We start from the raw sequence: 12,550 nt of genomic DNA, 5'->3' as shown, positions 1-12,550 counted from the left end.
GGTTCAAGCCTCCTCCAGCGTGAAACGCGCAAGTTCCTGCTTTTCGCCTGATGTCTCCAGGAAGAATCGTATCAGCAGGTTCTTCGCCGTCAGTTGGCGATATTCGGCGGTCGCGCGCCAATCCGTCAGCGGGGTGAAATCCTCATCCAGCGCATCGCGCGCCGCGTTGATCGTTTCCTGCGACCACTCTTTCCCGAGGAGCGCTGCTTCCAGATGCGCGGCGCGTTTCGGCGTGCCGGCCATGCCGCCGAAGGCGATGCGGATGTCGTCGACTGCGCCATCGGCATCGAGCGTCAGATTGAAGGCGGCGCAGAGGGCGGAAATATCCTCGTCACGGCGCTTGGAAATCTTGTAGACGGCGTAGTGGCTTTCCGGCGTCTGAAACGGAATGAAGAGTTTCTCGACGAATTCGCCGCTCAGCCGGTCCTGTTTGCCGTAATCGATGAAGTAGCTTTCCAGCGGCACGGTGCGGCTGCCGGAGGACGAGCGCAGGGTGAGCGTGGCCCCGAGGGCGATCAGCGCCGGTGGGGTGTCGCCGATGGGCGAGCCGTTGGCGATATTGCCGCCGATGGTGCCCATATTGCGCACCTGTTCGCCGCCGAGCCGATCAAACAACCGGGCAAGCGGCGGGAAGTGCTCCGCGATGGTCTTGAAGGCCTGGCTGTAGGTGACGCCAGCGCCCAGTGTCACGCCCTCTTCACCCACGGTGATGGTCTGCAGGTCGCCGAGATTGTTGATGAAGATGACAGGGTTCAGCGCCCGCATCTGCTTTGTTACCCACAGGCCGACATCGGTGGAGCCGGCGACGATGGTCGCCTTCGGTTCGGCAGCGTAAATCTCGGTCAGCTCGGCCAGCGTCGCTGGAATGATGGTGCGGCCCTCGCCGTGGGTGACGGTGATCGTTTCATTGGCGCGGATCGCCCAGAGCCTTGCCATGATATCGGTGCGGTCGCGTTGCAGCGGGTCGAAGAGGGCGCTCGGGCGCGCGGCGGCGATCTTTTCGGCGGCGCGGACTATCGGCTCGTAACCCGTGCATCGACAGAGATTGCCTTGCAGCGCCTTTTCGATGTCGGCGCCGCCGGGGTTTTCACTGGAAAGCCACAGGCCGTAGAGCGACATGATGAAGCCCGGCGTGCAGAAACCGCATTGCGAGCCGTGGAAATCCACCATCGCCTGCTGCACGGGGTGCAGCGTGCCGTCGCGCGCGGCCAGATGCTCCACCGTGACGATATGGGCGCCGTGCAGCGAACCTAAAAAGCGGATGCAGGCATTGACGCTTTCATATCGCAGAGAACCGTCCAGCAGCCGCCCGACCAGCACCGTGCAGGCGCCGCAGTCGCCTTCGGCGCAACCTTCCTTGGTCCCGGTCAACCGCTTGTTGATGCGGAGATAATCGAGAAGCGTGTCTGTCGGTCCGAAACCCTTCAGCGAGATGGTTTCGCTGTTGAGGATGAAACTGATCGCGTCGTTCATGCAATGCCCTGCTTTTTTTGACCGGCTGCCGAGCCGGTTTCTTGTCATTATCCCTGCGCATCATATGCACGCCGCCGCGCGCATATCGATTTCCGTTTTGGCAATTCATTATTTCCAAAACGGAAAGAAAGTTCGGTAATTATTGCGCCGTCCAGCCGCCATCCACGGAAATATGCGTGCCGGTAATGTTGCTTGCGGCATCGCTTGCCAGAAATACGGCCGCGGCGGCCACATCGTCGACGGTGACGAATTGCTTGGTTGCCTGCAACTCCAGCATCACATCGTTCTTCACCGCCTCTTCGCTGATGCCACGCACCTTGGCCATCTCAGGTATCTGCTTTTCAACCAGCGGGGTCAGCACATAACCGGGACAAATGGCGTTGACGGTGACGCCGGTCTGCGCAAGCTCCAGCGCCGCCGTTTTCGTCAGGCCCATGATGCCGTGTTTGGCCGCCACATAGGCCGATTTGAACGGCGAGGCGACAAGGCCGTGGGCGGATGCGATGTTGATGATACGGCCTTTTCCGGCCTTCTTCATCAGCGGTATCGCAGCGCGCATGCTATGGAAGGAACTGGTCAGATTGATGGCGATGATCCAGTCCCATTTTTCCGTCGGGAATTCTTCGATGGGCGCGATGTGCTGGATACCGGCATTGTTGACGAGCACATCCACCGAGCCGAGCTTTTCGTGCGAGGATTGAATGAGATCGGCGATCTCGTCCGGTTTCGTCATATCGGCAGGGTGATAAAGCACGCGCCCGCCGCTTTCGGCCTCCAGCAGCAGACGCAACTTCTCAATTTCGTCCTCATCGCCGAAGCCGTTCAGCACGATATTGGCGCCATCGCGCGCAAATCGCTGGGCAATGCCAAGGCCGATGCCGCTTGTGGAGCCTGTCACGATAACTGTCCGATGCATGCTTTCCCCTTTTTGCATTACTTCGCACATATTTAAGCAGCCTATGCCCAAAGGGGGCAGGCTGGCAATCGCCATTTAGGATTGAGCGCGCAAGGCGGCTCGTGTGGGTGCGACCATCGATTTTTTCGACGCCAAGCATCCAGATTTTGCGGCAGATTTTGCGTTTGCCTGCGGGGGCTCCCGTCCCTATCTCTGAGGCAAGCAAACAGAGGTATCGTTTATGGAACTCGGTCTTTACACATTCGCGGATGTCAATCCCAACCCCGCCGATGGCCGCGGGCCGGAGGGAGCACGCCGGCTGCGGGAACTCATCGAAGAGATCGAGCTTGCCGATCAGGTCGGGCTCGATGTTTTTGGCCTGGGTGAGCATCATCGTCCGGATTATGTCGTTTCCTCTCCCTCCACCGTGCTGGCGGCGGCGGCGGTAAAGACGAAGAATATTCGACTGACGAGCGCCGTTTCGGTGCTGAGTTCAGATGACCCCGTTCGCGTGTTCCAGCAGTTCTCGACCGTCGATCTCCTCTCGAACGGCCGTGCCGAGATCATGGCCGGGCGCGGTTCTTTCATCGAATCCTACCCGCTTTTCGGTTACGATCTCGAAGATTACGACGTGCTCTTCTCCGAAAAGCTTGATCTGCTGCTGGCGCTGCGCGAACAGGAAATCGTCACCTGGTCCGGCACCAAACATCCGGCCATCAATGGTCGCGGTGTTTATCCGCGTCCGTTGCAGGAGCGTCTGCCGGTCTGGATCGCGGTTGGCGGCACGCCGCAATCGGTGGCGCGGGCGGGCGCCATGGGCCTGCCGGTGGCGCTTGCCATTATCGGCGGTGAATATCGCCGTTTCGCACCGCTGTTCGATCTTTACCACGAGGCCGCGCGCCGGGCGGGCCAGGAAAAGACCAAGCTGCGCACCAGCATCAATGTGCACGGCTTCATTGCCGACACCACCGACAAGGCGGCGGACCAATTTTACGGACCGCAGGCGGAGGTGATGAACCGCATCGGCCGCGAACGCGGCTGGGGGCCGACGAACCGCGCGCATTTCGATGCGGCACGCGGGCCGGAGGGTAATCTCTTCCTTGGCGAACCGGAACTGGTGGCGGAAAAGATCATCAAGGCGCATGGCGTGTTCAGGAATGATCGCTTTCTGTTGCAGATGGCCATCGGCCTGATGCCGCATGACCAGATCATGCGCGGCATTGAGCTTTATGGTACGAAAGTCGCCCCACTCGTCAGAAAAGAATTGACGGGGAGCGCCGATCCGGTGAAAGCCACGGCCTGATGATTACCAGGGTGGGCGTTTCGAGACCCGCCATACACAATAACGGACAGAGACATGGTCATTTCCACCGAAGAAGAACTTGATCTGCTGAAGGATATCGGCCGCTTGTGCGCCGTTGCCATGCAGACAATGGCGGACGCGCTGGAACCGGGCATCACCACGGCCGAGCTGGACGCCATCGGCCGTAAGGTGCTGGAGGATAACGGTGCGCAATCGGCGCCGGAGTTCTGCTACAAGTTTCCCGGCGCGACCTGCATCAGCGTCAACGAGGAAGTGGCCCATGGCATTCCCGGCCCGCGCATCATCAAGGCGGGGGATCTCGTCAATATCGATGTCTCGGCGGTGAAGAACGGCTTTTTCGGCGATACAGGTTCGTCCTTCGCCGTGCCGCCTGTCAAAAAGGAAATCGAGCGGCTTTGCCGCGATGGCAAGCGCGCCATGTGGACAGGCCTGCAGCAGGTGAAAACCGGTCGGCCCTTCGCCGATATCGGCAATGCCATCGGTGCCTTTGCCAAAAAGAACCGCTACACGCTGATCACCAATCTCGCCAGCCACGGCATTGGCCGTTCCCTGCATGAGGAGCCAAAGGAACTGGCGACCTGGCCGGACAAGGACGAGCGCCGCATCATGCAGGAAGGCATGGTATTCACTGTCGAGCCGTTTCTTTCGACGGGGGCCTATTGGGCCGAGGACGGCGACGATGATCCATGGACGCTCTATAGTGACCCGAGCGCGCCGACGGTTCAATATGAGCATACCGTGGTGGCGACGAAAAACGGGCCGCTGGTGCTGACGCTTGCGGAGTGACGGCTACATCTGCCTCCGTCACCCTCACTTTTAAGGTCGGAGCGAGCGCGTGCCGCTTGTTTCTTCTCCCCGAGGGGGAGAAGTCCGCGGCAGCGGGATGAGGGAGCAAGCTCTCCGAAGTCCGGCAACGTTCCCCCTCATTCGACCCTTCGGGCCACCTTCTCCCCCTCGGGGAGAAGAATACACGGCACCCTCGGAACGCAGCGCCGCTCACCGAGTGAACGATAACGACCGCTTATAACGCCGATCAAAATAACTCGCTTGTCGCCTATCCGCCCGGTTGCGATAAGCCATGCATGAGCATCGACAAGCCACTTTCCGCCAGACATCTGACTGCACTCGGATTTTCCGGGGCGCTGATGATGGCCTCCGCCATGGGTTTCGGCCGTTTTTCCTTCACGCCCATCCTGCCTGGCATGATGGCCGACGTTCCGCTTTCGGCGGGGGATGCGGGGATCGTGGCGGCCGGGAATTTCGCCGGTTATCTGGCCGGGGCGGTTCTGGCGGCCTATTCGTGGGGATCGGGGCGGGAACGGCTGGTGGCGCTTTGCGGCCTGTTTTCCACCGGGGCATTGTTGCTTGCCATGGCGGCTTTCAATTCCGTCGCGGCCTTCACCGTCATCCGGTTTCTGGCCGGCGTCGCCAGTGCGATGACCATGATCTTCACCTCGCAGATCGTTATCGGCCATGCCGTCAAGGCGGGCAGGGACAGCGTTCAGGCGCTGCATTATGGCGGTGTCGGGGCCGGTATCGCGATCTCCTCGCTTGCGGTCTATCTGATTGGCGTCGTTTTTGACGGCGGCGGCTCCTCGTGGAGAGAGGAATGGATTGCCGGTGCGGTCTTTTCCTTTCTCACCTTTCTCCTTGTCTTTCGCGTGCTTCCCGCTGGCCCGCCGCGGCATGCATCTTCGGCGGCGGAACCGCCGCTTGTCTGGACAAGGCCCCTGTTTCTGACGACGCTCGCTTATGGGCTTTTCGGCTTCGGTTACGTCATCACCGCCACTTTTATCGTGGCGATTGCCCGGATGGCCGCTGCCGGTGCTTTCGTGGAGTTTCTGGCTTGGTTCATCACCGGCTGCGCAGCTGCCATTTCGCTGTTCCTGTGGAAACCGGTGTTGAAATCGCAGGGGCTAAAGCGCGCTTTCGTTATCGTGCTGGCGTTGGAAGCTGTCGGTGTCTTCGCTTCGGTGATGCTGCCGCCGGTGCCGGGCGTTCTCGCCGGCGGCCTGCTTCTCGGGCTGACCTTCATGGTCATCACCGCTTATGGCCTGCAACTCGGCCGGGAATTTGCAGGCCCGAGCCCACGTCGCGCCTTTGCGCTGATGACGGCCGCTTTCGGCACGGGCCAGATCGTCGGGCCGCTTGCCGCCGGCTGGATTGCCGAGGTGACGGGAAGTTTTACCGCGCCCAGCATTCTCGCTTCCGCCGTGCTCGTTGTCAGCATTCTGCTGATGTTGCCGGTGCTCGCCACGGAGCGGCAGCGCTAGGCCGCTGACCGTCTCTTCCACCTTTCATTCGCTGTTTCCGGGGGGCGTCGCCCGCCGTCTGCGCCTTACATCTTGTTAAGGTCAGTGCTTCTTCATTGCTGTGCACAAATTTCTGCCCTAGGTTCGGGCCATCTAGTGCTTCGCCAATAATGGCTGATTTCAAACGCGCGTGAGTTCGAAACGTGTTTCATTGCTTCTTTCCCAAACCGAAATTGTTCTTCACGTCGGCCTTCGTCTGGGCGATGGCCATGATCGGCGTGTGGTACGCCGGCGGCCGCAATTGGGGTGCCATAATTGGTCTGCCGCCTCTGCCTGCCGGACAAGAGCCGGTCATCGGCGTTTCGGTTTTCTGGTCCACCCCGTTCTTGTGGTTCTATATTTATTATGCCGTTGCCGCGCTGATCTTTTCCGCGTTCTGGTTCTGGTATCATCCGCATCGCTGGCAGAACTGGTCGGTTCTTGGATCGGCGCTGATCATCTTCGCGACCTATTTTTCCGTGCAGGTGAGTGTTGCAGTGAATGCCTGGTATGGGCCGTTTTATGACCTTATCCAGCAGGCTCTGGCGCGGACGGCGCCTGTGACGGCCGAACAACTCTACATGGGGTCGCTCGGTTTTGCGGGTATCGCCTTCGTCGCCATCTTCGTCGGTGTGCTCAATCTGTTTTTCGTCAGCCACTATATCTTCCGCTGGCGCACGGCGATGAACGAATTTTATATGTCGAACTGGGATCGGCTTCGCCACATCGAGGGCGCCTCGCAGCGTGTGCAGGAAGACACCATGCGTTTCTCTTCCACCGTCGAAGGACTGGGTGTGGGGTTTGTGCGGGCGATCATGACGCTGATCGCGTTCCTGCCGGTGCTGTTCACATTCTCGGAAACGATTACGGACCTGCCGCTTTTCGGAGCCGTGCCCCATGCTCTCGTGTGGGCCGCCATCGTCTGGTCAGTGTTCGGCACGGTTTTTCTCGCGCTCGTGGGTATCAAGCTGCCCGGGCTGGAGTTCCGCAATCAGCGCGTGGAGGCTGCCTATCGTAAGGAGCTGGTCTATGGCGAAGACCATGAAGAGCGCGCGGATCCTCTGACGATCGGCGAGTTGTTTGCCAATGTGCGGAAGAATTATTTCCGCCTCTATTTCCACTATCTGTACTTCAACGTCGCCCGCATTTTTTATCTGCAGGCGGACAACATCTTTGGCACGCTGGTTCTCATCCCGTCGATCGTCGCCGGCAAGGTCACGCTCGGACTTATGAACCAGGTCCTGAATGTTTTCGAACAGGTGCGCGGCTCGTTCCAGTATCTCGTGAACTCTTGGACGACCATTGTCGAACTCCTGTCGATCTACAAACGTCTGAAAGCCTTCGAAGCGGCGATCGAGGGGCAGGAGCTTCCCGAAATTGACCAGCGATATCTACTGCGAGAAGCCAAAGCCGGCGAGTTGAATGCCAACCGCCCCTGAGCAAACAAGAAGGCGGCCAATTGGCCGCCTTTTTCATAAGTTCAGAGATTTTAGCCCTCGGTCTTCTGCTTCCTGCGCGCCTCGATCATCGGCATCGCCTCGGCATAGCTCACACAGGCCACATCCTGTTTCCGGCAGACTTCGCGCAGCAGCCGCTCATAAGCGTTCCAATAGGCGCCGCCATTCATCTTCACGAAATGAAAGCCCATCTGTAGCGGAATGCGCTCGCCATCATATTGCCTGTCGAATGCATTGCGGAAGGCCGTATAGGCGCGCTCCTCGAATTCCTTCGAACGATCCGGCGTCTCGACGCCGATGGAGTGGCGGATGAAGAGATTGTAGTCCATGGCGATGATCGGGCGGTTGCCCGGACCTTCGGGAATGAGCGGCAGGCCGAAATGCTCTATGCCGTCGCGCTCCACCGGCCATTCCGGCCCCTTGGTGATGCTGGTGGCGTCATAAACGAAACCGTGCTTTTTCTGGGCGGCAGTCAGCGCCGGACCCTGCGACAGATAAGGCGCACGGAAACCGTTGATGTTTTTGACCATCTCGCGCCAGCCCTCGGGCTCCTCGCCCTTCTTGCCGATCATCTGCCAGGCATTTTCCAGCGTACTGGTGAAGGTGGTGAATTCGCCGTCCCATTGTTCCGCGGTCCACTGGCCGCCATCGAAATGGCCGCAGGTGTGGTTGCCAATCTCGTGCCCCTCGCGATAGGCGGCCCAGATGTTTCTGAGCCTTGTCTCCACCTCTTCCGGTGACTGGCCGAAACCGACGTTGGAACGGCCGGCCTTCTGGCCAGGTCCCTGATAGGTCTTGGCGCTGGTCTTCCTGTCCATGACAAGCGTGCAGGCGAGGAAATAGGTGAAATGAGCGCCGACCTGCTTGCTCGTCGCCCGGCTTCTTTCCCACAGCATATTGTCGCCCGCGCCGTCGAAGGAGACGATCACGAGCTGCTTCGGCTTCTCAGCCTCTTGCGCAAAAGCGGGAAGGGCGGTGAGAAGCGACAGGGAAAAAGCGGCAAAGGGGCGAAACATCAGTCATCCGTCATATGAAACACCGTGGCCTTTTGCGGGTGGAATAAGGCGAAGCTTTGAAGTGGCTGGCGTTTTCATGGCTTTCGGCCTAATTCCTGTTATCAACCGCGGTGATAGGGCCGCTTCGTTCCACCGGGGGACCGTATTCCATGCTTTTTCTCGCACTCTGTCTTGCCTTGTTCCTGCTGACGCATCTTTTGAAGGTGGTCGCGCCGCAATTTCGCGCCCGCATGATCGCGACGATGGGCGAAGGGCCTTTCAAGGGCGTCTATTCCGTTGTCAGCCTCGTCACGCTCGGCCTCGTCATCTATGCCTTCGGTGAAGCACGGCAGGAGACCGGCATGTTGTGGTATCCGCCGGTCTGGATGAGCCATATCGCCGTCACCCTGATGCTGCTCGCGATGATCTGTCTTGTCGCCAGCTTCATCCCGGCTGGCCATATCGCAACGAAGACGAAACATCCGCTCATCCTCTCGGTCAAAATCTGGGCGCTGGCGCATCTTCTGGCCAATGGCGAGACATCCTCGATCCTGCTCTTCGCATCGTTCCTCGCCTGGGGCGTGGTGATGCGGATTTCGCTGAAGCGTCGCGAACGCGCTGGTGAAAAAGTGGTCCGTGACTTCGTTTCAAGCCGCTATGATCTTATCGCCATTGTCGGCGGCATCGTTCTGTGGGGCGCTTTCATCCTGAAACTGCACGAATGGTTGATCGGCGTTCAGCCCATTGCGATGTAGGAAATCGACGTTTCCCCCTTACATATCAGGCAAAATAGGCTAGAAGGCCGACCAAGACCCGGTTGGCCTGACTTTCGCTGACCCGGGTAAGCGGCTTGGTATGTCCGCGGACGGATGGATCGGCAACGATCTCCACGCGGGTAACGGAGAATTTGATGGCAAACGAAAATGATACCTTTATCCGCGAAGTGAACGAGCAGATCCGTTCCGAGCAGCTGTCGCGCTTCTGGGGCCGTTACGGTATCGTGGTCGTGGGTGCGGCCGTTCTGGTGGTTCTCGGTGCCGCCGGTGCCGGTATCTACGAATACTGGAACACCAGCCGCGCTTCCAATTCGGGCGATCAGTTCCTCGTGGCGCTGAAACTTGCTTCGGAAAACAAGACGGATGAGGCTCTGAAGGCCTTCGCCGATCTCGAAACTTCCGGTCACGGCAATTACCCTGTTCTGGCGAAGTTCCGCTCGGCCACGCTGCTTTCGCAGAAGGGTGACGCGGCCGGCGCCATCGCTGCCTTCACCGCCATCGGCAACGACACCTCCGCACCGCAGGTCTTCCGCGATACCGCCAAGGTGCGCGCGGCGTGGCTGCTGGTGGATAACGGCACCTATGATCAGGTCGCGGCGCTGGCGGAGCCGCTCAGCGGCGAAGGCCAGACCATGAAGGCTTCCGCCCGCGAGGCTTTGGGTCTCGCCGCCTACAAGGCCGGCGATTTCGCCAAGGCCAAACAATGGTTCGAGCAGATCGTGAGCGACGCGCAGGCGCCGCGCAACGTGACGAACCGGGCGCAGATCATGCTCGACAAGATCACCGCTTCAGGCAAGGCTGCTTAAGGTCGCTTCGCCACGCGAGATCGCGCCGGCATTCTCCGCATTGCCAAAGCGATCCAACTCATTATTTTACGCATGTCCTTTGCCCAAAACAGGTAGTGTTTTGGGCAGACGTGCTTTAAGGAACCAGGATCAATGAGCTTCACCGTCGCCATAGTCGGGCGCCCCAATGTCGGCAAGTCCACGCTTTTCAACCGTCTGGTTGGAAAGAAGCTGGCGCTGGTGGACGATACGCCGGGCGTGACCCGTGATCGTCGCCCCGGCGAGGCGAAGCTGGTCGACCTGCGTTTCACCATCATCGATACCGCCGGTCTGGAGCAATCCGGTCCGGAAACGCTTCAGGGCCGCATGTGGGCGCAGACCGAAGCGGCGATTGACGATGCCGATGTGACGCTGTTCGTTGTGGACGCCAAGGCGGGCCTGACGCCGGCCGACGAGACGCTGGCCGAAATGCTGCGCCGTCGCGGCAAGCCTGTCGTACTGGTGGCCAACAAGTCTGAAGCGCGCGGTTCCGATGCCGGTTTCTACGATGCCTTCACGCTCGGCCTAGGCGACCCTTGCCCGATCTCGGCCGAACACGGTCAGGGCATGATCGACCTGCGCGACGCCATTGTTGAGGCAATCGGCGAGGACGTGGCTTTCCCGCCGGAAGTGGATGAGGCGGAGACGGATATCGTTCTGCCGCGCAGCGAACCGGGCAGCGAGGATGAAGAAGACGAAGAGCCGGTTTATGACGAGACCAAGCCGCTGCGCGTCGCCATCATTGGCCGGCCGAATGCGGGCAAGTCGACGCTGATCAACCGTTTCCTCGGTGAAGACCGGCTGCTGACCGGCCCGGAAGCCGGCATCACCCGCGACAGCATCTCGGTCGAATGGGACTGGCGCGGCCGCACCATCAAGATGTTCGACACGGCCGGCATGCGCCGCAAGGCCAAGGTGACGGAGAAGCTGGAAAAGCTTTCGGTCGCGGATTCGCTGCGTTCCATCCGCTTTGCGGAAACCGTCGTCATCGTGTTCGACAGCACCATCCCCTTCGAAAAGCAGGATCTGCAGCTGGTTGACCTCGTCATCCGTGAAGGCCGCGCCGCCGTGCTTGCCTTCAACAAATGGGATCTGGTCGAAGACCCGCAGGCCTATCTGGCCGATCTGCGCGAAAAGACCGAGCGGCTTCTGCCGCAGGCGCGCGGCATTCGCGCCGTGCCGATTTCCGGCCAGACGGGTTATGGCCTCGACCGGTTGATGCAGAACATCATCGATACCGACAAGGTCTGGAACCGCCGCATTTCCACGGCCCGTCTCAACCGCTGGCTGGATGCGCAAACCACGCAGCATCCGCCGCCGGCCGTCTCCGGCCGCCGCCTGAAACTGAAATATATGACCCAGGTCAAGGCCCGCCCGCCGGCCTTCATGATTTCCTGCACCCGGCCGGAAGCCATTCCGGAAAGCTATACGCGTTATCTGGTCAACGGCCTGCGCAAGGATTTCGACATGCCGGGCGTGCCGATCCGTGTGCATTATCGTGGTTCGGACAATCCGTTCGAGAGCAAGGCGAAGAAGCGGCGTTGATTTTGACGTGAGGCGTCGCGACGGTTTCTTCTCCCCGCCGGGGAGAAGGTGGCCCGAAGGGTCGGATGAGGGGGCTCGCTCTCCGAATATCTATACTCTCGCCCCCTCATCCCGCTGCCGCGGACTTCTCCCCGGCGGGGAGACGAAACAAGCGGCATTCGCTCGTTCCAATTTCACTGTCCGGCTTTGAAGAGTAAAAGACCATGCTGATCAAGCAGACCGACTATTTCAGGATTTACCGCGTCATCAACAGCCTGCTCATCAGCCAGAATGCCGATCCCGCCTCGGCCTCCATGTATTTCAGCACCTTCGGCGCCTTCATTCTGCAGCAGCACTACAAGGTGAAGGCGGTGCCGAAGGGCGGGCTTGCCGCCTATAATCTCGGCGGAACGGTTCTCTTGTTCGCAGATCATCGGGAAGATGGTTACGTGACGGGTGCAGGCGAGAATTTCCATTGCTGGGTCGAGGCGGACGGCTGGGCGATCGATTTCATGGCGCCGGCCTTTTCCGAAGGTGCCGATGCGCTTGCGGTGCCGGCAAAGATGTTCCAGCGGCCGCTGTCGGCCATGGCGGCGTCCATCAATGATCTCGGCCAATCCGGCGATTTCTTCTACCGTTCCGAGCCGGAAGCGTCGGCCAGACGTTTTGCCGACTGGCACAAACAGGCCATGATCGGCGATATGGCGAGCGTTGCCGCCAACTGGTTCCGCAAATCCCCCAAGCAGATGGCGGCATCGCTTTCGGTGACTGACAGCGACGGCAAGGCGCGGACCGTGCCGCTGACGGGCCAGTCTCTCACTGGTAACTGGTGAGGGGGTCGATCTGATAAAAGGACGGCCAGCGTAATCTCGCGGCAGCCGCCTGACGTCAATCAGCAGCCCGACCCCGTTCTAAAGATAACGGCAGTCGCGTCCTGATCGCCTTGTGACACTCCCGTACCGTTTCGTCCACTCATTCCCGCACAAATCTC

The 12,550-nt window shown here is 60.0% G+C and carries 11 protein-coding genes; 8 read left to right on the top strand and 3 right to left on the bottom strand.

The genetic code is table 11. The features are described from left to right. Positions 1–3 precede the first annotated feature (3 nt). Together xdhA and ACQZ48_RS09895 are read right to left on the bottom strand one after the other, a co-directional pair. On the bottom strand, positions 4–1,473 hold the full coding sequence (xdhA, locus tag ACQZ48_RS09900; protein WP_374635800.1) for a xanthine dehydrogenase small subunit: 1,470 nt from the start codon (positions 1,471–1,473) through the stop codon (positions 4–6). A 139-nt stretch (positions 1,474–1,612) separates the two neighbouring features. After that, positions 1,613–2,389: a 3-hydroxybutyrate dehydrogenase gene (locus tag ACQZ48_RS09895; RefSeq protein WP_142911772.1), complete on the bottom strand. Its 777-nt coding sequence runs from the start codon at positions 2,387–2,389 to the stop codon at positions 1,613–1,615. A gap of 220 nt (positions 2,390–2,609) precedes the next feature. On the opposite strand from ACQZ48_RS09895, the gene ACQZ48_RS09890 reads away from it, so the two are divergent. The 4 genes from ACQZ48_RS09890 (at position 2,610) to bacA (ending at position 7,422) form a co-directional block, all read left to right on the top strand. Beyond that, positions 2,610–3,671, top strand: coding sequence for an LLM class flavin-dependent oxidoreductase (locus ACQZ48_RS09890; RefSeq protein WP_374635802.1), 1,062 nt, complete (start codon positions 2,610–2,612; stop codon positions 3,669–3,671). A 54-nt stretch (positions 3,672–3,725) separates the two neighbouring features. Beyond that, positions 3,726–4,478: a type I methionyl aminopeptidase gene (gene map, locus ACQZ48_RS09885; protein ID WP_077981520.1), complete on the top strand. Its 753-nt coding sequence runs from the start codon at positions 3,726–3,728 to the stop codon at positions 4,476–4,478. A 296-nt stretch (positions 4,479–4,774) separates the two neighbouring features. Next, positions 4,775–5,965 (top strand): MFS transporter, encoded by a 1,191-nt coding sequence (locus tag ACQZ48_RS09880; RefSeq protein WP_191217476.1) that lies wholly within the window; start codon positions 4,775–4,777, stop codon positions 5,963–5,965. 182 nt (positions 5,966–6,147) lie between these two features. Next, entirely contained in the window at positions 6,148–7,422 is a 1,275-nt protein-coding gene (gene bacA, locus ACQZ48_RS09875) for a bacteroid development protein BacA (RefSeq protein WP_173989937.1), read from the top strand. Between the two features lie 50 nt (positions 7,423–7,472). Here the strand turns inward: bacA and ACQZ48_RS09870 are convergent, their stop codons facing one another. Then, complete coding sequence (locus ACQZ48_RS09870) at positions 7,473–8,456, bottom strand: polysaccharide deacetylase family protein (protein ID WP_191217477.1); 984 nt, start codon at positions 8,454–8,456, stop codon at positions 7,473–7,475. Between the two features lie 149 nt (positions 8,457–8,605). Between ACQZ48_RS09870 and ACQZ48_RS09865 the strand changes: the two genes are divergently transcribed. From ACQZ48_RS09865 to ACQZ48_RS09850, 4 genes are all read left to right on the top strand, one after another. After that, positions 8,606–9,190 (top strand): NnrU family protein, encoded by a 585-nt coding sequence (locus tag ACQZ48_RS09865; RefSeq protein ID WP_077981524.1) that lies wholly within the window; start codon positions 8,606–8,608, stop codon positions 9,188–9,190. 155 nt (positions 9,191–9,345) lie between these two features. Further along, on the top strand, positions 9,346–10,017 hold the full coding sequence (locus ACQZ48_RS09860) for a tetratricopeptide repeat protein (protein WP_448728769.1): 672 nt from the start codon (positions 9,346–9,348) through the stop codon (positions 10,015–10,017). Positions 10,018–10,149: 132 nt separating this feature from the next. Beyond that, entirely contained in the window at positions 10,150–11,580 is a 1,431-nt protein-coding gene (der, locus tag ACQZ48_RS09855) for a ribosome biogenesis GTPase Der (protein ID WP_004443070.1), read from the top strand. 203 nt (positions 11,581–11,783) lie between these two features. After that, positions 11,784–12,392 (top strand): DUF2026 family protein, encoded by a 609-nt coding sequence (locus ACQZ48_RS09850; RefSeq protein WP_191217479.1) that lies wholly within the window; start codon positions 11,784–11,786, stop codon positions 12,390–12,392. Positions 12,393–12,550 lie beyond the last annotated feature (158 nt).

It is taken from the genome of Agrobacterium sp. 22-209-1, assembly GCF_053522485.1.
Note: the sequence above shows the minus strand (reverse complement) of the source record. Positions and strands in the feature narration are given on the sequence as shown.

Excerpts from the sequence above, each read along its gene's own strand:
- ACQZ48_RS09890 (WP_374635802.1), top strand. The coding sequence starts at position 2,610 with ATGGAACTCGGTCTTTACACATTCGCGGATGTCAATCCCAACCCCGCC.
- ACQZ48_RS09870 (WP_191217477.1), bottom strand. The coding sequence starts at position 8,456 with ATGTTTCGCCCCTTTGCCGCTTTTTCCCTGTCGCTTCTCACCGCCCTT.
- der (WP_004443070.1), top strand. The coding sequence starts at position 10,150 with ATGAGCTTCACCGTCGCCATAGTCGGGCGCCCCAATGTCGGCAAGTCC.
- ACQZ48_RS09850 (WP_191217479.1), top strand. The coding sequence starts at position 11,784 with ATGCTGATCAAGCAGACCGACTATTTCAGGATTTACCGCGTCATCAAC.
- xdhA (WP_374635800.1), bottom strand. The coding sequence starts at position 1,473 with ATGAACGACGCGATCAGTTTCATCCTCAACAGCGAAACCATCTCGCTG.
- map (WP_077981520.1), top strand. The coding sequence starts at position 3,726 with ATGGTCATTTCCACCGAAGAAGAACTTGATCTGCTGAAGGATATCGGC.
- ACQZ48_RS09860 (WP_448728769.1), top strand. The coding sequence starts at position 9,346 with ATGGCAAACGAAAATGATACCTTTATCCGCGAAGTGAACGAGCAGATC.
- ACQZ48_RS09865 (WP_077981524.1), top strand. The coding sequence starts at position 8,606 with ATGCTTTTTCTCGCACTCTGTCTTGCCTTGTTCCTGCTGACGCATCTT.
- ACQZ48_RS09895 (WP_142911772.1), bottom strand. The coding sequence starts at position 2,389 with ATGCATCGGACAGTTATCGTGACAGGCTCCACAAGCGGCATCGGCCTT.
- ACQZ48_RS09880 (WP_191217476.1), top strand. The coding sequence starts at position 4,775 with ATGAGCATCGACAAGCCACTTTCCGCCAGACATCTGACTGCACTCGGA.